We start from the raw sequence: 23,121 nt of genomic DNA on the forward strand, positions 1-23,121 counted from the left end.
CCGAAGCCGATACGATTTATCAAAAAGCACAAACCTTTCTGGAGAATAAAAAGAACAGTGAAATAGACATTCCCGAAGTTCGTTACATCAAAGGACTGATCCGAAAAGGGGAGGCGAGAGCCACAAGCCATTTCGTTGGGTTAACGGATGATCAGATTCATTTTATGGAACTTCCGTTTTATGAAACCGGAACCATCGAGAAAAAACCAATCGGAAAAGAAGATATCCAATTGACCATCGATTTGATTGAAAAAATCAAGCCACACCAAATATACGCAGCCGGAGATTTAGCCGATCCACACGGAACCCATAAAGTATGTCTGGATGCTATTTTTGAAGCTGTAAAAGCCTTAAAACCAAAACCCTTTATGGACGACTGCTGGTTGTGGCTGTACCGTGGTGCGTGGCAGGAATGGGGAATTGACGAAGTTGAAATGGCAGTACCCATGAGCCCCGATCAGGTATTGGCAAAACGCCACGGAATTTTCAAACACCAGTCACAAAAAGACGGAGTTGTTTTTCAGGGAACGGACGCCAGGGAATTTTGGCAGAGAGCCGAGGACCGAAACAGGGAAACAGCACAAGTATACCAACAAATGGGTCTGGCGAGTTATGCGGCTATGGAAGCCTTTGTAAGATGGATTTTTTAGAAGTTTCTAACATGCTAAGTTTCTAAGGGGCTAAGCTCTTTAGCCACAGATTAAAAGATTAAAGGGATTTTATATACTGCTTGGTTCACACAACACAAGCTATAGCGAAATCTACACAAATTAAATTCGTAATAATTCGTGCAATTCGTGGCAAAAAAATCATTCTAATCCTTTAATCTGTGGCAAAAAACACACAACTTAATTTAATCAGAAAGCTTTGCGGTCCTTTCCACTCAAACTTCAGCATAAAACCTTTACGCACTTTGTGGTTAAATTTTTTCCAGCATAAATAATACTAAATAAAAATGGCATTAATAAAATCAATTTCAGGAATACGAGGCACAATCGGGGGAGTTGTAAATGAGAATTTAACTCCTGTGAATGCCGTGAAATTTGCCGCTGCGTATGGCATGTGGCTAAAAGGACAAAATCAAAAAGAATCATTAAACATCATCTTAGGACGGGATGCCAGAATTTCAGGAGAAATGATCAGCAATCTGGTCGCCAATACACTGACAGGTTTAGGAATTAACGTAAAAGATATTGGTTTGTCAACAACGCCAACAGTGGAGGTTGCGGTGACATTAGATCAGGCGGATGGCGGAATCATCATCACAGCAAGTCATAATCCGAAAGAGTGGAATGCCTTAAAATTACTGAACGAAAAAGGGGAATTTTTGAACGCTGTTGAAGGAGAAAAAATCCTGAAAATAGCAGAAGAGGAAACTTTTGTATTTGCAGAAGTTGATGACTTGGGAAAATACGAAAAGAAAGAAGGTTATATCAATCGACACATTGAAGAAGTCTTAAAATTAGCCTTAGTAGATGTTGAAGCGATTAAAAAAGCGGGATTTAAAGTAGTTGTAGATGCCGTTAATTCAACAGGCGGAATTGCAATTCCGGCTTTGCTGGAGCAACTGGGTGTGGCTTGTATCAAATTGTATTGCGAACCCAACGGTCATTTTCCGCATAATCCGGAACCGCTGAAAGAACATCTTACCGATATTTCGGAATTAGTGGTAAAAGAAAAAGCTGATTTTGGAATTGTGGTGGATCCTGATGTTGACCGATTGGCGATTATTTGCGAAGACGGGTCTATGTTTGGCGAGGAATATACTCTGGTAGCCTGTGCTGATTACGTTTTAGGAAGAACTAAGGGCGATACGGTTTCCAATTTATCTTCTTCAAGAGCGTTACGGGACATTACTTTAAAACATGGGGGAAAGTATCAGGCCAGTGCCGTGGGAGAAGTCAATGTTGTTGAATTAATGAAAGCTTCTGATGCCATTATCGGAGGAGAAGGAAACGGAGGAATCATTTATCCCGCATCCCATTATGGCAGAGATTCGCTGGTAGGTGTTGCTTTGTTTTTATCGCACCTGGCACAGGCCGGAATTTCGTGCAAAACGCTTCGCGAAAGTTACCCGGACTATTACATGAGCAAAAGTAAAATTGAACTGACGCCGCAAATTAATGTGGATGAAATTCTGGAAAAAATAGCTCAGAAATTCAGTACCGAAAAGCCGAATTGCATCGACGGAATCAAAATTGATTTTGAGCACGAATGGGTACATCTGAGAAAATCAAATACGGAACCCATTATCCGGATTTACACCGAGAGCATTTCACAAAAAAAAGCAGACGAATTAGCCCAAAAATTCATTGTTGAAATCAAAGAGTTGCTGTAATTCTTATTGGGAATAAATTCCGTTTTTTAAAATTAGGATTATCATTTCAAAATACAATTAAATGCCTGATTTAGATATAGAAATATTAATTTTTATTGCGTTTTTTAATTAAATGAATTTCAAATTAAAAGACATATTTTTTAAAGTAAAATTAATTTTTTCTGATAATTATTTAAATTCTTTCATGGTGAAATTTAAAAATAAGTAGGAATTTAATAATACTTTTTCTAAAAAATGTGTTCGAAAACACTTTTTTTATGTGCACGAACACATTTTCTTGATTTTACCATTGCTTATTAAAAAATATTATTTAGTTTAGCCAATAGTAAGTTAAAAAATAACTTTTTTAAGGCATTTTTTTTTAAGGAAAAACAGATGTTAAATTGAAAAAGATACAATTGAAAAGTGCAGTAAGCAACTGATTATTAAAAGGAAAAAAAAGCAGATTAAAATAAATAACCAAACAAAAACAAGACAAAAAACAAAAACTAAAAACCAAAAAAAATATGAAACCAAAAGAAACATAACCTGAGCCTTTTTGCTTTGTGTCTTCTAAAAATTCCTAACCATTTTTTTACCACAAAGTATGCTTTTCACATTAACCATTAAACTAACCAGAATAATATGAAAAAAAGTAACAAGTTACTGTACGGTAACTATCAGGAATTAAAATTTAATTTAAAAGCAATAATTACAGTTTTAGTTCTGATAGTCACCGTTGTTAAAGTAAATGCCGCATCGTCCACGGATAGCGGCAAAAAAATAGAAATCAGAAATAAAAAATCAGAAGCCGATATTACGATTAAAGGTGTTGTTCTCGATGAGTTGGGACAGCCCATGATTGGTGTTACGATTGTCCCGAAAGGATCACCAAGAGGCACAACAACTGATTTTGACGGAACATTTACAATCATCGTTCCTTCCAATACCGAAGCTTTAGTATTCTCTTATGTTGGCTATGAGAACAAAGAAGTTTTGATCGCTAACCAGACGAATATCAAAATTTCTATGGCTCCGTCCTCAAAAACCTTAAATGAGGTTGTTATTGTAGGGTACGGAACGCAGAAAAAGAAAAATGTATTAGGGGCAATGTCTTCCGTAAAAGGAGAAACACTTAATTTATCTTCGGCACCTTCTGTTTTAACAGCACTTCAGGGAAAAGTAGCCGGTTTGCAGATTACGCAAAACAGTGCGCAGCCAGGTGGTGGATTTAATATTCAGATTCGTGGTGCAGGTTCTATTAATGCCAGTAATGATCCTTTGGTTGTTATTGATGGATTTCCCGTTACAAATTTGCAACAGCCCGGAACAGGAAACCGTTACGATGGGGGTACGCAAAGTATTCTAAATTCATTTAACCCCAATGATATCGAATCGATTGAGGTTTTAAAAGATGCCAGTGCTTCTGCCATATACGGTGCAAGAGCCGCAAATGGGGTGATTATGATTACCACTAAAAAAGGAAAAGAAGGCGATGTAAGAGTCGATTATTCCGGTTCTTATTCGTACCAGAAATACAACGATAGCTATGACGTTTTAAACTTACAGGAATGGATGCAGCTGCGAAACGATGCTTCAAAAGAAAACTGGGAGTTTATCAACAGGGTATATCCGTATTCATCCAAAACTCTGGAAGAGGCAAATGCAGCTCCGGTAAACGGAATTCCGTACAAAAGAGTCTATTCTGACGAGCAGATCAGAAACGCAGGAGCGGGAACAGACTGGTTGTCACTGGTTACAAGAGACGGAATGGTAAAGCAGCATAATTTATCCCTGCGAGGCGGAACCAAATCTACAAAATACTTTTTATCGGGAAATTTATTCGATCAGGAAGGAATTGTTAAAAACTCCGGATTAAAAAGAAGCACGGTTCATTTTAGTATCGATCAGAAATTGACAGACTATATTAATTTTGGTATGAACATGACCAAAAGCCGCATTAAAAACCAAAACTCACAATTAGGAGGGGATCAGTTCGAAAATTCCGGAATTATCAGGTCAGCGATTCAGCAGGGACCAAACATTGTGGCGATTGATGAGCTTGGCAATTATCCAATTAATCCGGATAATGCTTTAGAACCAAACCCTTATTCCTTGTTAACTATTTCTGACGAAGGTGTGATTGACAGAACCATGACCAATTTTTATGCGGAGATAAAACCGTTGAAAGGTCTTACAGCCAGATTTCAGGCAGGTTTTGATCAGGGAAATACCAGCAGAAATACCTATTTACCAAGAACGACCTTATACGGTGCATTGGAAAACGGTAAAGCATCTATCAATTCACAAAAGAAAGATGATGATTTACTGGATATTATCTTAACCTACAATACAAAAATAGGGGACAACAATTCCTTTACTTTTATGGCGGGTTATTCTCAATCTACCTTTAGAAATGAAAGAAGCACATTAGGAAACAGTAATTTTATTACCGATTCTTTTTTATGGAACAATATGAATGCAGGAGCGGGAACAAAACTAACAACATCGTCTAAAAACGAAGATAGTTATCGCTCGTATTTCTCAAGAATAAACTATTCGTATAAAGACAAATACCTGTTGACATCTACGATACGTCGTGATGGAGTAAGTTTTTTTGCTGCCAATAAAAAATACGCTTTGTTTCCGTCTATTTCAGTAGGCTGGGATGCTTCTCAGGAGTCTTTTATGACTGGTATTGCAGAGTATGTTTCCCAACTTAAATTTAGATTTGGATACGGTTCAGTTGGAAATTCTGCAGGACTTTCTAAAGGTGCATTTTATGCACAGCCAGCTTATCTAAACGCTGACGAATCAATCTGGACAGGAGTATTTGCAAGCCGTTTAGAAAATCCTGATTTGAAATGGGAAACAACAACAGAAAAGAATTTTGGTGTAGATTTCGAATTGTTAAACAGAAGAGTTTCAGGTTCGGTAGAGGTATACGACAGAGTAATTTCAGACTTGTTGATGGAAAAACCGATCAATAGCTACCATGAAATAAATACGGTTTGGGCTAACATCGGAAGTACACAAACCAAAGGAGTTGAGGTTACCATAAGTACCGTAAATGTCCGTACCCCTGATTTTAAATGGAATACCACTTTTACCTACTCCCAATTTAAAACCAACTGGAAAGAAAGAGCTCCGGACTGGAAACCATCCGTTTACATGGGATATAACGATCCGTTACGTGCACAATACAGTCAGCTGTCTGACGGAATTATGCAGATTGGTGAAGTAGTACCGGCCCAGCCTGATTTATTTCCAGGACAAATCAAAATTAAAGATATCAATGGTTTTGTGAGAGACGGAGCAGGAAATCCCGTAACAGATGCAAACGGAGTATTTTTAAGAACCGGTGAAGCGGATGGAAGAATTGACGAAGCTGATACGGTTTTACTGGGCTCGGCAGATCCTGATTTTTCAGCAGGTTTGAGCAACACGATTACCTGGAGAGACTTTCAGCTGAATTTTGTTTTCAATGGAATGTTCGGTAGAAAAATCGTAGACCAGACCGATTTTGCTTACGGTGTAACCGCAGTAGGAGTAGCACAAAACGGAAGAAATGCACTGCGTAGCGTATACGACAGATGGACACCTGATAATCCGACCAATACACGCCCAGCGTCACATTTTGGATACACACAATACGGTTCAGGAGATTTCTTCCTGCAGGACGCCTCATTTGTTCGTCTGCAAAGCGTATCATTAAGTTATAATCTTCCAAAAAGATGGTTTGGAAAATACATGCAGGGAGCAGCTGTCAGAGTAGACGGGCAAAACCTTTTCATCATTACCAAATATGATGGTATAGATCCTGAAACAGATGGTTATGCAGCAGCATATCCAAATGTAAAAACATACACAGTAGGAATTGATCTTAAGTTTTAATAAAAAAGAGATGAAAAATTTAAAAAATTATACAATAGTTTTACTATTACTGGTTTTCTCAGGATGTACCGAAGATATAGAGTCTGTTAATTACGATGAGATTAACCCGAGTATTTTCCCCAGTTCAGAAGCAGATATTCAGGCTATAGTAGCGTCAGCGTATTATCCGCTGAGAGGATCTTACGGAAACGGAATTCATTCGACTTCAGAAAACGGACTCATGTTTATACTGGATGCCACAACCGAAATCCTTCAGGGACCTTACGGTGTACAGCAGGAAGCTTCTTTGCACAGTTACAAAGCCAGTTCTACCGCTTTTACCCGATTTTATGATGTGTTCTACAACAAGATCAGCAGCATGACGCTGAGCATTGACAGAATCGAGAACTCAAAAGTAAACGAGCTGATTAAAAAACAGGCCATTGCCGAAATCAGATGTGCCAGAGGATTATTAGCGTATGAACTTTTTGATTTGTACGGACCGCTTGTGATAGCACCGCTTGAAGTACTTAAAAATCCATTGAAAGAAGAGCCTTTGGCAAGACTGTCCAATGCAGAAATGGTAAGTTTTATTGAAAATGATTTAAAAGCGGCCGCTGAAAATTTAAAATCCCCTGCCGAAACACCTTACGGAAGATTAAGCAGCGGAATGGCAAGAATGGTTCTGGTACGTTTGTACTTACATGAAAAAAGATGGGCTGAGGTAGAAGCACAAACCAATGCGATCATTGGTATGAATTACTACGGATTAGAAGACGATTATGTGGGGCTTTGGGATGTGAAAGCACCGGTAGAAAGTAGAGAAGTAATCTGGGCAGTTCCGGCAGATTATGCAGGAACCAGCGAAAATCAATGGCAGTTAATGTGTTTGCCGGCTAATTTTCCCGGAAGAGGGGGTTACGGTACCATTCAGAGTTCGTGGAAATTTTATGATTCTTTTGAAGCAACAGATATTCGAAAAAATGCACTTATTGCAGAATATACAGGTACAGATGGTGTTACATACAACAGGGCAAATCCTGCCAATTATATGCAGTTGGGACCAATTCCGTTAAAAATTGATCCGGATGCAGCGAGAACAACCGCTTTGACGACAGTAGATATTATCGTATACCGTTATCCGGATGTATTATTATCAAAAGCAGAAGCACTGGTAAATAAAACCGGAACACCTACACAGGAAGCCATAGATTTAGTAAATGTGGTCAGAAAAAGAGCGAAGATCAGCGAATTACAGTTAGTAAATTACGCAACGCTCAACAAGTTTAACGATATGATTCTGCTGGAAAGATCCCATGAATACTGGTGTGAAAACGGACAATATCGTTCCGATTTAATCAGACACGGGAAATTTACAGAGCATGCCAAAGCCTTAAACGGAGCAGCAAGCCAGAGTGAACCTTACAAAGCTTTATTCCCTTTTTCATTAGCCAGAATAAGTGAAGGTAAAGGTAAATTCATTCAAAACACGGGTTATATAAATTAAAAGACGGTCATCACGCTTGGTGAATAAAATAAATAATCAGATAATTTAATTCTATAAAAAATGAAACATTTACTAATCGTAATTGCTCTTTTCTTAAATATTGCCTCGGGCTGTCAGAGTGATGGGGGGAGCAATACTGAAGAGCAAACCGTAAGCGGACCTGAAAAAGTTACTTATGCAGTTTCTAATGAAGTGTTTACAAATCCGGAACGTGGTTTTATGCATACCTGGCAGGTAAATTCTGAAGGTGCAGCAATCACAGCGGCATCTTTAAACAATCTTAAAAAAGAAAATGTAAGCCTTATTCTGCGTTTGTATTATTTGGAGAAATTTAAAACAACTCCGCTAAGCCAGGCACAATTAGATCTTATCAAAACCGATTTTACACGCTTGAGAGAATCAGGTTTAAAATGTGTGCTGCGTTTTGCCTATACCGATGCGCAGGACGGTACAGATGCTTCTGTTGCCGTTATTTCAGGACATTTAGATCAGTTAAAACCAATTCTGGAAGAAAATAAAGATGTGATTGCTTTTGTTCAGGCCGGTTTTGTAGGTGCCTGGGGAGAATGGTATTACACGACGAACCAGCTGACTACACCGGCAAATAAAAAAATAATCCTGGATAAACTTTTAGCGACTTTTCCAAAAGAAGTAAAAATTCAGGTCAGGACTCCAAAAATCAAACAGGACTTCGTGGCCACTACAACGGCTATGGATGCAACGGTAGGATACGGAACGACAAATACAGCGCGTTTGGGTTTTCATAACGATTGCTTTATGGCGAGTGTAGACGATTACGGTACATATATTAATGTTACGGCAGAGAAAACCTATATCAGTAATGAAGCCCTTTTTGTCCCAACAGGAGGCGAAACCTGTCCGCCAACCGATGTTCCGGTGGCGAGCTGCAGTATTGCCGAGAAAGAAATGACTATGCTAAAATGGACGTATTTAAATCTGGATTATTACGGTCCCGTTCTACAGGAATGGAGAAACAACAATTGCTTTACCGATTTCGAAAGAAAGCTGGGTTACAGACTGGCACTTGCATCGTCGAGCATCAAAAAAGAAATAGCCTTAAACGGAACTTTAGAATTTAACGCACTGCTTAACAATTCAGGTTTTGCGCCAATTTACAATTCAAAAAATACATTCTTAATCCTGAGAGCCACTTCCGGCGGTACTGTTTATAAGAAAAAATTAAACTTTGATGTTCGAAAAGTGGTGCCGAAAGTGACCTACGACCTGAAAGAATCGGTAGCCTTATCCGGAATTCCGGCCGGAACTTACGAACTGCTTTTAAAGATCGAAGACAATTCATCAAAACTGGCAGACAGACCGGATTATTCGGTTCGCCTTGCCAACACAGGAGTATGGGAAGCTGCAACGGGTTTCAATAAATTATCACAAACGGTTATCATTAAATAGTTATTAAAAACATTTAAATTAAAAAACCATGAAAAAAATAAAACTAACCCAATACATCACAATGCTCGCTGCATTGTTACTACTGGCAGCCTGCTCCAGTGATAATGCATCATCTGATTCGGCATCAAAACCGGTAGCAGATTTTTCATTTACCAATGATGGAAGCACTTTTACCTTTACCAACCTTTCTACAAACGGTACCAAATACAGATGGGATTTTGGGGATCTTTATTATACATCAGCAGAAAAAGATCCTGTTTATACCTATAAAATTGGAGGTGAAATCAGAGTTTCACTGACCGTTACAAACGAAGCCGGAGAAGAATCCTTTATTACAAAAGTCATCACCGCACCTAGAATTATAATCATTGACATTAAGATCGACGGGAAATTTACAGACTGGGATGATGTAGCCGTAACAGATCAGAATACCTCCGGAAACGGTTCTATCCAGAAAATTAAAATCTGGGCCGGTGGTCCAAATGTGAATGTGTATTTAGAAGGAAACAAAAAAATGCTGATGGAACTAGCAAGATTGTATATTAATACGGATGGTAATTCAAAAACCGGATTTTTACACGGCACGTGGTCAGAGAGTTCAGGAGCAGAATTTTTATTTGAAGGGCCAATTGTCAGCAACGGATGGGGCCAATTTTATAATCACACTGATCCAAATGGAGGTTGGGGTTGGGCTGCTATTGCCGGTTCCGGTGCCAGTTTAAGTGCATCACCAATAGTCAGTCTTAATGATACGACAAATGCTATTGAATTTAGTATTTCAAAAACTCAATTCGGGACTTTAACGGGTTCTATAGGGATTGGAATTAACGAATTAAATGGGGCATGGGCTGATGTTGCTTACTTCCCTGAAGCACCTAAATTTTCAACATTAGAACTTTAGTTTGTCATCGATTGCCGGTCAAATGTGCCATTAGAAGAAGGGTTTTTTGAAGATTTAATTTTTGAATCTAATGGCATATGCTATCGAGTAAAATAATTTTAAAAGTAATCCCTGATGTTTTGCTATTGGGGATTGCTTTATAAAAAGCCATTTATACAGCAATTAAGATATAACATGAATAAAACCATACCCCATAACCGACTGATGTCTGTAGATGTGCTGCGTGGATTTGATCTTTTGATGATCATCGTGGCAGACCGTTTTTTTTACAACCTAAATACAGCGGCCAAAACTAATTTCACAAAGAACCTGGCAGACCAGTTTGAACATCCGGAATGGATCGGTTTTCATTTATACGATGTTATTATGCCGTTGTTTCTGTTTGTGGTCGGTGTTGTTATTCCGTTTTCATTGGGAAAAAGAAGCACGGAATCCGGATCAGACCGCAAATTGTACCGCCATATTTTAAGGCGATTTGTGATTCTGTTCATTTTAGGGTGGATTGTTCAGGGCAATTTATTGTTTCTGGATCTTTCCAAATTTCAAATATTCAGCAATACGCTTCAGGCCATTGCGGTAGGATATTTATTTTCGTGTATCGCATACCTGAATTTATCCAAAAAAGGAAGGTATATTTTCTTTATCAGCTGTCTGGTTTTATATGCAGTATTATTGTCAATTCCAAGCTTCTTCGGGCACGCTTTTGAATTACTGCCCAATAAAAATCTTCCTATTTATATTGATCAGCAGGTTTTCGGTCGTTTTTACGATCAGACGCAATATTCATGGTTATTAACCGGCTTAGGATTTACGGCCACCACCATGTCCGGATTGTTTGCAGGCGAATTGCTGCTGTCTTCGTTGTCAAGACAAAAAATAGCCAGGTATCTTTTTATGATCGGTATCGCGGGAATAGCGCTGTCGTTAATCATAGGGATATGGCATCCCATTATTAAAAAAATATGGACGAGTTCCTTTGTTATATTTTCCTCAGGAATAAGTTTTGTTTTGCTGGCTTTATTCTACTGGCTTGTTGATGTAAAAGGCTATACAAAATGGGCCTATCCGTTTCGGGTTATTGGCCTTAATGCCATCGCCGCTTATGTGGGTTCGCATGTTTTAAATTTTTCCCTGATAGCCAAACAGGTTTTTTATGGATTCGAACAATTCACAGGAGCTTATTATGATGCATTTTGTGATTTGGCAGGTTTTGGAATCCTTTATTTCATACTTTGGTACATGCATAAAAACAAGACCTACATAAAAGTATAAGCAAACAAATAATAACTAGTAACTCACCTCAATATAGTATCAAAAAACAAAAAAAATGAAAAGTTCAAGTTTAAAAATTTTATTGATAGCCTTTTTACTATTGAAAATTGGCAATGTATCTGCACAACTCATAAAAACAAAAGCACCCAAAAGAGACAAAGGCCAGACCGATGTGTTGCGTTTGGCTACGCCGGCAATTCCTGTTGTTCATGTAGCTATTGTTGGTTTGGGAATGCGTGGCACAGGAGCCGTTGAGCGTATTACCCATATTCCGGGAGTAGAAATTGTGGCACTTTGCGATATGGTGGAAGCAAGAGCAAATGCAGCCAACGACACTTTGGTAAAACACGGAAAGCCAAAAGCAGAAGTGTTTTTCGGAGAAGATTCATGGAAAAAAGTAACCGCACTTAAAAATGTGGATCTGGTTTATATTGTGACCGACTGGAAGCATCATGCCAGTATTGCTGTTCAGGCCATGAAAGACGGCAAACATGTGGCGGTGGAAGTTCCGGGTGCCTTAACCATGAAAGAGATATGGGAAATCATAGACACTTCAGAAAAAACCCGTAAACACTGTATGATGCTGGAAAATTGTGTCTATGACTTCTTTGAACTGACCACATTAAATATGGCACAGCAAGGCTTGTTTGGAGAAATTCTTCATGCCGAAGGTTCATACATTCATGGACTTCAGCCGTATTGGGGGAATTACTGGAACAACTGGCGTATGGATTACAACCGCAAACACAGAGGCGATGTTTACCCGACACACGGAATGGGACCGGCCTGTTTGGCGCTAAACATTCACAGAGGAGATAAAATGAATTTTCTGGTTTCGATGGATACCAAAGCAGTCGGAAATCCTGCGTTTATCAAAGAAAAAACAGGAGAAGTGGTTACCGATTTCAGAAACGGGGATCACACCATGACCATGATTCGTACCGAAAAAGGAAAAACAATCCAGATTCAGCATGACGTGACCAGTCCGAGACCGTACAGCAGAATGTATCAGTTATCGGGAACTAAAGGATTTGCCAATAAATATCCGGTTGAAGGCTATGCCATCGATGCCAAAGAAGCAGGGGGGGAAATCTCTAAAAATTACCAAAACCTGAATGCAGAAGAATTTGTATCCGAAGATGTTAAAAAGATATTAATGGAAAAATACAAAAACCCGATCGTAAAAGATATCGAAGAAATGGCCAAAAAAGTAGGAGGTCACGGCGGAATGGATTTTATTATGGATTACCGTATGTTTCATTGCCTGCAACAGGGACTTCCGTTAGACATGGATGTGTACGATCTGGCCGAATGGTCTTGTCTGAGCCCATTGACCGAAATCTCGCTGGACCATAATTCAGCTCCGGTTGAAATTCCGGACTTCACTCGTGGAGGCTGGCAAAAATTGAATACCGTTGAGTTTTCAAAATAAGAAAACGTGTTAATCGAAATAATTTGGTTTTTATTTTGTAGTTAGATTTTAAAGCTTCTGTTGGTAACAGAAGCTTTTTGTATGATATTATATTGTATTTTTACTATTTCATTTTAGAGCTGAGGTTCAGCATTTATAGTTGGAATGATATGCAGCGGCACATATCATTGTGATTTTTTGGAGTTGCCTGAATTTAATTTTAACCTTTTTAAATCGTATTAAATGCTGAAGAAAATCGTTCTGTTATCTGGTTTGTTTTTATTGTTTGGCTATCAGTATGAACCGGACACCAACTTTGTAATTGATATGAAACAGGTCACTAACGATACCTTAAATCTCAATTTTTCGTATGTAAGTACCGAACTGATTTCATTAGACAGAACGCCTATTTTTAAAGAAAAAGTAATAAAAAATTATATTGGGGTTCCCGCGCATGATTCCATAGAATATTATGGTAATTTTCAGGAACCACTCCAATTTTTCTACGATTTATATAAAGTTAAGCAATATGATAAAAAGGAATTTCTGGAATTAGTAAACAAAATACATATCGATACTTTGAGATTCTCGAAAAAACCGCTAAAATAGGGCGTAATTTCCATTGTCGGGTTTTATAAAGATAAACAATTTATTATTGGGGATTTCAACAGGAATCAGGATTTTAGTGATGATATTAAATATGAATTCGATATCAATTTCAGAAATAAAACGATTGAAGAGAACTTAGCAATTATTAATAAATTGCCCAAAAGCGACTACTCTTATGAAACCTATTCTAAAGGCACTATTCACACTTATAAAAGAAAAACTACTTTATTCCCATGTGCGAATATCTATGACCGAAAAATAATAGTTACAGATAAAGAAGCAAAATACCTTTCCAGTTTTAGGTTTAAGGATTATTGGCTGGGTGAACAGATTTTAAACAATACTGTTTACGATTTTTCGTATCAGGCACTTGATAATACATTTGGCGCGATCTACATTAAGCCAAAAAACATTTCCTTCAGAAAAGATGAAATTTTTAATGCACAATTCATGCACTTCACAGAAGATACCATTGCGCTTGGTGACGGTTATTACAAAATAGACAGCATCAATAGAAAGATATCTAAATTATATCTTAGAAAAATAAAAAGCAAAGAAGAAAAATACGGTCAATGGGTCGGGAACTATTTTGAAAACAGGATCATTGAAGATTTGGAGAATGGAAATTTTAGTACCGATGTCGTCATTAAAGAAAAGAAGTATACCCTAATTGATTTTTGGGGCACCTGGTGTGGGCCGTGTCTGGAGATGATACCAAGAGTAGTGGATCTGCATAATAAATACCCTTCTACATTAGGGATCATTAGTATTGCCAACGATCAGGATAAAAATTCGGTCATACAATGTGTAAAGAAAAATAAAATGAACTGGACACACGGCTTTGTGGATGGCAGAAAGAACAACAAAATATATAGTGATCTGGCTATACAGACATATCCGACGTTTATTTTAGTGGATTCAGAAGGGAAAATTTTATTAAGGGGTGGCCAGAAGGAATTTGATAAAATAGAAAATCTGTTAAAATAAGTCTTGTTAAGGAATTGTTTGTTGCTACAATCGTCCTAAAAAAATATCTTTTAACATTAGGTTAAAAAACTGCGATTTTCCCTGTTTGAATTTCTCCAGAGCTTGTAATTATTTTATAAATATAAATTCCTGAGGCAGTGTTTTTCAGCTTGATGTTACTCGTTTTAGAAAGTAGAGGGGAAGTAATCGTATTTTGTCCGCTAATGGAGTACAAATAAAAAATAGCGTTTTCCTCTTTTTTGGCTTCAATATTTAATTCTTCATTTTTGCCTAATAGTGTCGGGTGGACAAAAAATAAATCATTGCCTAAATAATTTGTATCCAGAAGCAGAGAACTTATTACAGTATTGTTTTCTAAAATGATGTTTATTTTATATTTATTGCTGCCTTTTGTGGGCGCAGCATCTATAAAAGAAAATGTTTTTGAATGGATATCCGTTATAGTGCCAATAACAGCTTCGGTAGTATTACTTATTTTTACCAACTCAATTTTTTTGATGTTGTACAAGCTGAAAAGACTCGCATCAATCTTTACTTTGTTTTCCTCATAAACTTCAGCCAAAGTCAACTCAAAATAACAATTGGAGTTTTGGGCATACTGTAATGTGGATTCGCTTTTGATTCCTTCGCTATTGTCAAATACAGGTATAACAGTGTGAATTTTTCCATCGGTATAGGCATAAGTAGTGCTTGAGGTCTGTTCTTTAAATTCCAATTGATCCCCTGTCAGTTGATAAATATTGAATGAAGCAACATCGGCAGGTTTGTCCCAATTAATTTCTGTTGTGCCATCACAAACCAGACTGGTACTGATATTTAGATCATAAGAAATCGTAAAACTATCAGAGATATAATCGGTACCGCCAATGGTCATTTTTAATTGTGCTTTTGAAAATTTTTGTGCTGCAGGCGTATACGTAAATTGTTCAGTTTCCAGATTTATACCATCTGCGATAATTTCCCAGGTCTGCCCATTATTGTAACTAATAGACAATTCTCCGGGGATACCGGAAAAGGAAGAATTCCATTTGAAAGGGGAAATCGTCTTACCATCATAGGGGAAATTATCACTATTCACAGGATAATTCCATTCAAATCGATTTTCCAATTCATATTCGTAAGCGATGCTGTATTCCTGAGACGTATTCGAGACGTAGAAACCGGTAACATTGATAGTATAAGATCCGGATGCGGGGTTTTCAATAGTCACCTGCTCTGTAGTATTTATTTTATCTTTTCCTCTTACAGCTGGCTGCTGGGGAGCATCAGGATTAAGAATCCAGGGTAAAAAAGAGGTATTGTCAGCCGAAATAACTTCCAGATCCAAATCGTTGACCAAACTTATATTACTGTTGATGGCAGCGGGCAAATCGTTCCATACTACTGTGATTTTTAAGTTTTTCGCATTTACGGGAAGTGTGATAGTATGTGAATTGGTCTCACCAGAGGTCAAATTGCCAACTATAATGCTGTTTTCGCTGATCGTTTTCAAACTTTTATCAGCATCAATGTTACCATAACCATAGGTGAAATCCGGTCCCGGGTTTCCTAGATCTTTGGCACTGTTAATTAAAATTGCCTTTGTCAGGGCATTCGTCAAAGAGGTATTGTATATCGTTTGATAATGTTGTTTCATAAGCGTAATAATTCCTGTAGCTACTGCTGTAGAATTTGAAGTTCCTTGTGTGCTAAAGGCTACTAATTCTGGTTTTATACGCCCGTCATAGGCCGGGCCTTTTGAAGAAAAAGGCATAATTATTTCGTTTTGGTCAATACAACCCACTACAATACTATTTTTGGATTGTTTGAAATTACCCGTAATAGATTGATAACCCTGAAGGCCACTATTACCCGAGGAAAAACAATGCGTCAATTCCGTATTTAAGAATAATTGAGTGTCATAAGCATTAGCGAGTGAACCATAAAAATTCTCAATCACGGTACCGTAGGAATGATTTTGAGTGACAGCACCTTGTAAAGTTGCCACTTCATCAGGATAGATATTCAAAAAGTCAGATGATTGTACCTTAGCTTTTGGAGCGACTCCTTTTCCTAATGCAGAACTATTTCCTAATCCGGAAACGATAGTTGCCATAGCTGTTGCGTGGCTGGATACAACAACGGATTCTGTTGTGGAAGGAATGTGCTTATTTAATAAATCAATATCATTTACATCAAAAAAATCATCTTTGATCGCTACAATTTGATTTTCGCCTGTTAAAAGAGGGAAATGGCTATAAGCTTTATTGATAGAATTGATAGTGAAATTTTGATCGGTTATTTTAGATTCACCTATTGGCTGCAGCGATTCCTGCGAAATAGAAGACACACTGTTCAAAGCTATAATGGCATCTGTAATTTTTTTAGAATCACTTTTTATACTTATCAGATGGCTATTCAGTATTTTGATATCAGAAATGTTCATTGATTTCAGGTCAGTAAGTAATGCCTGCAGCGTATCAGTGGCTATTATATAGGACTTGTCTTCCTTATGATATGAAAAATTGGAGGGTAATTTCCATAAATTATTAACCGCGAGCACTTTTTCTAAAGGCTTATGAGATGGTAAGTTTTCATTTAGAATAATACAAAAAGTACTGTCCAGTTTTTTTACAACCTCGTATTTGTGGTGATGTGCATTTTCTAAAGACGTAAAATAGTATTTCTCAAATTTTCTGTCGTTTTCTTTTTTTAGGTACTGCTTCCATTTTTCAGAACTTTGGGAGAGACCGATTGTGGTGATCATAAAAAGGAGAAAAGTAATGGATGTCTTCATTTACGGTAGAGGTTAGGACAATTATAAACATGCTTATCAATCGGGCAAAAAAGGACTATTGCAGCTTTTTATCACTTCTTGATTTAGATAAAGCCAAGAGGATATTTATGGGTAATGATTTCTATTTTAAATAATTATCCGCTGTAAGTAAATCAAAGTTATTAAATTATTTGTAAAAATTTTATGTCTTTTTATTTCAGTCCGCCTTTTCAAAATCTGTAGGAGTATTATTCTTCTTTCATATCCTTTTTATATTTGAATATGATTCAAAGTGGTAAAATCATTTTTTAACATTCTCTAAAAAAATAAAATTTTAAAACTGCCTAATAAGTTGATTTGTATTCACTTATTGATTTTACTGGGCTTATCGTAATAATCAGATAAGTATTATTAAAAAAACGATATAAAATAATATAACAAAAAATGTTAATTTTGTTATATTATAATTTTATAAGTATTTTAAGATTAAAAATTATATAAATTTGATAACAAATATTACAATATTTTGTAAAGAAACCCCTTTTAGCAACTTATTTAACAACCCACAAAAACCTATTATGAAAAAAATTAAATCAATTTTAGCCTTGTCTTTTATAGCGCTAACACTATTTTCCTGTAACAAAGAAGAGGAAGCTACAGCCCAATCCAATCAGGAATCTCTTAAAGTAACACAAGATGTGTTAAACAAAATTAGTTCATTGTCACTAAATAACTCAGATGTTCAGGTGATTAAACACACTAAATTAGATGGTACCATTGAAGATGCTTTCCTGGTTGAGGGCGACATTATCATCACGCAAGATCAATTAAATAAAATGGATCTTCACGGAGGTATCACTACAGAACAATACCGCACTACTAATTTGGTGTCTGCCCCAAGAACGATTAAAGTTGTTGGATTATCAGGGACTGGTACATCGGCTCTGTCTACCAATATGCGTGCCGGATTACAATCGGCAATAAACAGATACAATAATTTAGGCTTGTCTATTAACTTTACTCTAACGTTTAGTTCAAGTACTTCAGGTGCAAACATTGTGGTAAGAAGACAAAGCGGATCTGCCGGTGGAGTAGCAGGCTTCCCTTCAGGAGGGGCACCTTATAATTCAGTTACCTTATATTCCGGATTAGATACTTATTCAACAGGTGTAAATGCACACGTAGCAGCACACGAAATAGGCCACTGTATTGGTTTACGTCATACAGACTGGTTCAGCCGTCAAAGCTGTGGACAGAATTCAAACGAAGGAACAGCTGGTGTAGGAGCAATTCAGATCCCGGGAACACCTTCAGGATATGATTCAACATCTTATATGAGAGCATGTTTCAGTTCAAGTGAGACTGGGGCTTTCAATGGTAATGACGTTACCGCACTGAATTATTTATACTAGAAGTTGAATTAAAGTTCTCTTTACAAAATATAAGAGGCTGTTTCATATTTATGAAGCAGCCTCTCTTTTATTGGATAATCCTGTCCTGGTGTCTGGTTTAACCGCAAAGCCTAAATAGTAAACTTTGCGAACTTTGCGTTTTTTGCTTAATAAAAATCATCTCGATAAGTTATAAAGAATTATCAATATATTTGATTTAAATAAGGTATGATTTCTTTATACATATATACAAGTTGGCAGCAACCTTACAAAAAAAAGCACTAACAGAAAGGAATTGAAAAAAAAATAAATAAAAAAATATTTGACTTATGAGTATGATAGGAAATTTGCTTCGAGTAACAAATTCTGAACTTGAAGATTATTTAAAAGATAGTTCATTATTGGAAGACAAAATCTATGATGACGAAACGGAAAACGAAAATTTAGTAGATATTGACAAATCGTGGGACGGAATTATCTTTTTACTTACTGGACAAAGTTTAGTAACGGCGGAACATAATCTTGTAAGAGTTTTATTCAGTGGACAACTTATTGACGAAGAACAAGATTTAGGTTATGGACCAGCTCATTATTTGACATCAGAACAAGTTGCTGAATTAAATAATGAAATTTCAACAATTACAATTGCTGACCTAAAACAAAAATTCAATCCTGAAAAAATGAATGAATTGGAAGTTTATCCAACAATTTGGGACGAAGGAGATGATGCATTTGATTATGTTGCAGACGGATTTTCGACTTTACAAAATGTTTTTGCAGACGCAGCAAAAAACGGAGAAGCAATAATTACATTTCTAAACTAACCAACAGAAAAATTACTACTAATAAGGTTTTGCGTCAGGCTGGCTGAAGTGCAAAATTCAACAGCAGTTTTTTTAATTGAACTTTAGTCATAATATCAGCTTTTGTGCTTCGATTTCCCGCCCGAACGCAAAGCCCCGAAACGTTAACCGTCTGCTAAAAAACATCACAATAGAAAATGAAACTAGAAAATTTAAAACCTTTTGACGGACAACATTGCGAAACGACAGCAACAGGAACTTTGTTGCAGCAAATTGGAATTGAACTTTCAGAGCCCATGCTTTTTGGTTTAGGTGAAGGACTTGGATTTATTTTTTGGAATATGAAATCAATGAATTTTCCTTTCATTGGCGGACGGGTAAAACCAGACTTGTTAACTGAAAATATTGCAAGAAATCTAAATCTTAAACTGACTGTAAAGGAAATGGCATCACCTCAAAAAGCTTGGGAAAACGTAAAAGAATTAATTGACAATGGAATAGCCGTTGGCTTAAAATTGGACTGTTTTCATTTGCAATATTTTTCGAAACCATTTCATTTTGCAGGTCATTATACGGCACTTTATGGTTATGACAACGAAAATGCATTTTTAGTAGATACAAAGCAACAAGGCGGACAAGTGAAAACAACCTTGAAAAGTTTAGCATTAGCAAGAGCGGAAAAAGGGCCAATGTCATCTAAAAATTTGTATTACACATTGTGTAAAACAGATAAAAATTTTGATTTAAAAACGGCAATAATAACAGCCATTAGAAATAACGCAACGGAACATATAAATCCACCAATTACAAATATCGGTTACAAAGGAATTTTTAAAACAAGTGCTGAAATAATTAAGTGGTTTAAAGCAAGTAAAGACATAGAAAATGAGTTCAGAACAAGTGCAATGCTTATGGAAAAAGCAGGAACAGGCGGAGCATTATTCAGAAATTTGTACCGGGATTTTTTAAAAGAAAGTTACGACTTACTACAACTTGACAAACTAAAAACGGGACATGAAGCATTTGTAGAAATCGCAGCGCTTTGGACTTCGGTTTCTCAACTATTTGAAAAAGTAAGCGAAACAAAAGATTTTAAATATATTCAACAGGCATCAGAAATATTAAAAACAATATCAGTAAAAGAAAAGGAAACAATGGAAATATTGGCAACAATATAGCCAAACCGGCTCTCCTAAGAGTTCTTATTGAAAGCTATGAATATCTCCTGACTTCTTACCCGCAATCTAAATCAAGTCAACAACAGCTTTGCATCAGTAAAAAGTAAAAATAGCGATACAGGATCACGGAAACAGTGTATGATTTCGTAATAATATGATTCAAGAGTAAATGTGAATAAGAGATGATCTGTCACTAATTTTTTGTTTTATCGATTTTTTATTTCCTGTTGTGTGATAACGAAAATTAAATTTCACGCAATAATAAACGCCGATAGTCCATAAAACGAAAGTGACGAAAAAAACATAAGAATAATAAACTTTGCGAACCTTGCGCTTTTTCCCTGCGCGCCTTGCGGTTAAAATTGAAATTGTAAAATCCCGCAAAACCTGTCAAAATACACTTTGTGAAAGTTTTTCTTTTTGCATCCCAATAATTAGGCAGTATCTTCATCCTCTTTGGGTATTTTGAAAACAGTTAACTTCTTAATTTTTATCCTTTTTCCAAAAAACTTTAATTCCCAGTTATCGTTAAGGTTACCCGGTTGCTACTTCTGGTTTTAGAAATTAAACGTAATGGTCTTAATTCGCAACCTATTACGAATCTGTTTAGGTTGTGATGCGTAATATAAATGCAAAACAAAATTTACTCCCAAAAGCATTTTTTATTAGGATAAACTTATTGTTTCGATCAGTAAGCAATTTGTGATGTTTTAATAATTACCTGCAAGTATTCCAATTAATAGATAAGAACGGTCACTACACTCAATGTGAGTGGAATATTTGTGAGGTATTCCTTAAAAAAACAAGTAATGTTAATAATGTAAATGTTAAAGAGAATTGTGTAATATTTAAGTACCATTCAACATCACCTTTACCCCGTCAAATAATTTAAACATTAAACAAAACAAAATAAAATGAAAATTAAAAATTTACTCTTAACCTTTGCAGTAATATGTATCGCACTAGTTACTGGATGCGAAAATGATGATTTCGAAGAAGTGGTTGGAGTATGTCCTGTTATTGAGTCGACAACCCCTTTGAGTAATGCACTAAATGTTCCATTGGGACAGGTCATTACCGCAACATTCAACGAAGAAATGGATCCGAGTTCCATTACTTCGACTTCGTTTATTGTGACCGGAACGTCTCCTATTGCAGGAACAATTACATATTCAGGAAAAACAGCCTCTTTCACTCCGCAAACTTTGCTGGCAGAGAATACAACATATACGGCAAAAATTACAACAAAAGCAAAAGACGTAAATGGTAATTTTTTGCAGCTTGAATATGTATGGGTATTTTCGACGGGCGCAATTTTAAGGCCTGTAGTTACGGCTGTAGATCCGATCAATAATGCTATTGCAGTACCGCTAAATCAAACCATTTCGGCAACATTTAATATGGCTATGAATCCGGCTACATTAAATAGTACTACTTTTAAAGTAATGCAGGGAGTTACTACTGTAACGGGAACCATTTCTTATACTGGTTCAACAGTATCTTTTGTTCCTGCTAGTCCTTTATTAACTAATAAATTGTATACTGTAACGATAACTACTGGTGCAAAAAATACGCTGGATACCGCAATGACAACAGATTATACCTGGAGTTTTACGACAGATAGCATACCTACAGTGACTTCGACAGATCCTATGAATAATGCTATTGATGTTGCCTTAAATCAAACAGTAACTGCTGATTTTAGTGCTATAATGGACGCTGCTACAATTACTGGAACCACGTTTACACTGAAACAAGGTACAACAACAGTTCCGGGTACGGTTTCTTACTCTGGCAGTACGGCATCGTTTAAGCCAACAACTTCGCTGGTATTGGGAAAAGTTTATACAGCCACAATTACAAATGGTGCAAAAAGCGCGTCGGGAACTCCATTAGCTAATGATTATGTTTGGAATTTTACCACTATGCTGGTAGCTCCTGCGCCAATAATCGTAAATCTGGGTACTGCCGCTATGTTCGGAGCATTCGGTGGAAACGCCGGAATTACCAACCAAGGTTTAAATACAGTAATTAACAATGGAAGTTTAGGTACAACTGCAGCCTCAACCCTGGTTACAGGATTTCATGATGGTCTTATTGTTTATACCGAGACTCCTCTAAATAAAGGAAATGTTACCGGTGATATATTTACTGCACCGCCAGCTCCGGGAACAGCCACTTCATTAGCAATTGCACAAAAAGGATTGTTGGATGCAAATGCAGCCTATTTAAGTATTTCGCCAGCAGCAAAACCAGGTGGTTCAGATCCGAATGCAGGGGAATTAGGTGGGTTGACATTAGCTCCTGGTGTTTACAAATCAGCAAGTGGTACTTTCAAAATAAGCAATGGTAACCTGACGCTTGATGCGCAGGGTGACCCAAATGCGACCTGGATTTTTCAAACTGCTTCAGGACTAACAGTTGGAATTGCAGGACCTACAGGGGCCAAAAGTGTCATAATGATAAATGGCGGACTACCTAAAAACGTTTTTTGGTATGTGGGAAGTGCTGCAACGATCAACAGTGCCGGAGGCGGAACTATGGTTGGAACTATAATTGCTAAATCGGGCGTTACTTTCTCTACTGCAGGAAATGCAAGTCAGACAGTGCTGAACGGAAGAGCGATATCTTTAGTCGCATCTGTAACAATGGTCAATACAACCGTTAATGTCCCATAAATAGCATTTAC

At 36.9% G+C, this 23,121-nt stretch carries 14 protein-coding genes and 1 pseudogene; 14 read left to right on the top strand and 1 reads right to left on the bottom strand.

Annotation, left to right across the window (positions count from 1 at the left end; translation table 11 throughout):
* The 10 genes and pseudogenes from EV142_RS22930 to EV142_RS22975 all read left to right on the top strand — a co-directional run.
* Window positions 1-650, top strand: a pseudogene (locus EV142_RS22930) (glucosamine-6-phosphate deaminase); the annotation flags it as partial.
* A gap of 305 nt (window positions 651-955) precedes the next feature.
* Window positions 956-2,338 carry a phosphoglucosamine mutase gene (gene glmM, locus EV142_RS22935; RefSeq protein WP_132038223.1) on the top strand — a complete coding sequence of 461 codons (1,383 nt, stop codon included), beginning with the start codon at window positions 956-958 and terminating at the stop codon, window positions 2,336-2,338.
* Between the two features lie 624 nt (window positions 2,339-2,962).
* The gene (locus tag EV142_RS22940; protein WP_132038224.1) at window positions 2,963-6,211 is read left to right on the top strand and encodes a SusC/RagA family TonB-linked outer membrane protein; all 3,249 of its coding nucleotides are present in this window, start codon (window positions 2,963-2,965) and stop codon (window positions 6,209-6,211) included.
* Between the two features lie 10 nt (window positions 6,212-6,221).
* Window positions 6,222-7,697 (top strand): RagB/SusD family nutrient uptake outer membrane protein, encoded by a 1,476-nt coding sequence (locus tag EV142_RS22945; RefSeq protein WP_132038225.1) that lies wholly within the window; start codon window positions 6,222-6,224, stop codon window positions 7,695-7,697.
* Between the two features lie 60 nt (window positions 7,698-7,757).
* Window positions 7,758-9,125 (top strand): DUF4832 domain-containing protein, encoded by a 1,368-nt coding sequence (locus tag EV142_RS22950; RefSeq protein WP_132038226.1) that lies wholly within the window; start codon window positions 7,758-7,760, stop codon window positions 9,123-9,125.
* Between the two features lie 28 nt (window positions 9,126-9,153).
* Complete coding sequence (locus EV142_RS22955) at window positions 9,154-10,026, top strand: PKD domain-containing protein (protein ID WP_132038227.1); 873 nt, start codon at window positions 9,154-9,156, stop codon at window positions 10,024-10,026.
* A gap of 174 nt (window positions 10,027-10,200) precedes the next feature.
* Complete coding sequence (locus tag EV142_RS22960; protein ID WP_158286361.1) at window positions 10,201-11,298, top strand: acyltransferase family protein; 1,098 nt, start codon at window positions 10,201-10,203, stop codon at window positions 11,296-11,298.
* A gap of 55 nt (window positions 11,299-11,353) precedes the next feature.
* On the top strand, window positions 11,354-12,730 hold the full coding sequence (locus tag EV142_RS22965) for a Gfo/Idh/MocA family protein (RefSeq protein ID WP_132038229.1): 1,377 nt from the start codon (window positions 11,354-11,356) through the stop codon (window positions 12,728-12,730).
* Between the two features lie 222 nt (window positions 12,731-12,952).
* Window positions 12,953-13,318: a hypothetical protein gene (locus tag EV142_RS22970; protein ID WP_132038230.1), complete on the top strand. Its 366-nt coding sequence runs from the start codon at window positions 12,953-12,955 to the stop codon at window positions 13,316-13,318.
* A 153-nt stretch (window positions 13,319-13,471) separates the two neighbouring features.
* Window positions 13,472-14,305: a thioredoxin-like domain-containing protein gene (locus tag EV142_RS22975; RefSeq protein ID WP_132038231.1), complete on the top strand. Its 834-nt coding sequence runs from the start codon at window positions 13,472-13,474 to the stop codon at window positions 14,303-14,305.
* 61 nt (window positions 14,306-14,366) lie between these two features.
* Here the strand turns inward: EV142_RS22975 and EV142_RS22980 are convergent, their stop codons facing one another.
* Entirely contained in the window at window positions 14,367-17,081 is a 2,715-nt protein-coding gene (locus EV142_RS22980) for a S8 family serine peptidase (protein WP_132038232.1), read from the bottom strand.
* A gap of 557 nt (window positions 17,082-17,638) precedes the next feature.
* Between EV142_RS22980 and EV142_RS22985 the strand changes: the two genes are divergently transcribed.
* From EV142_RS22985 to EV142_RS23000, 4 genes are all read left to right on the top strand, one after another.
* Window positions 17,639-18,472: a M57 family metalloprotease gene (locus EV142_RS22985; protein ID WP_132038233.1), complete on the top strand. Its 834-nt coding sequence runs from the start codon at window positions 17,639-17,641 to the stop codon at window positions 18,470-18,472.
* A gap of 308 nt (window positions 18,473-18,780) precedes the next feature.
* A complete protein-coding gene (locus tag EV142_RS22990) occupies window positions 18,781-19,275 on the top strand; it encodes a YfbM family protein (protein ID WP_202978518.1) in 495 nt (164 codons plus the stop codon).
* A 176-nt stretch (window positions 19,276-19,451) separates the two neighbouring features.
* Complete coding sequence (locus EV142_RS22995) at window positions 19,452-20,432, top strand: BtrH N-terminal domain-containing protein (RefSeq protein WP_132038234.1); 981 nt, start codon at window positions 19,452-19,454, stop codon at window positions 20,430-20,432.
* A 914-nt stretch (window positions 20,433-21,346) separates the two neighbouring features.
* Window positions 21,347-23,110 carry an Ig-like domain-containing protein gene (locus EV142_RS23000; protein ID WP_132038235.1) on the top strand — a complete coding sequence of 588 codons (1,764 nt, stop codon included), beginning with the start codon at window positions 21,347-21,349 and terminating at the stop codon, window positions 23,108-23,110.
* Window positions 23,111-23,121: the final 11 nt, after the last annotated feature.

Source organism: Flavobacterium circumlabens (assembly GCF_004345565.1).
Lineage (GTDB): Bacteria > Bacteroidota > Bacteroidia > Flavobacteriales > Flavobacteriaceae > Flavobacterium > Flavobacterium circumlabens.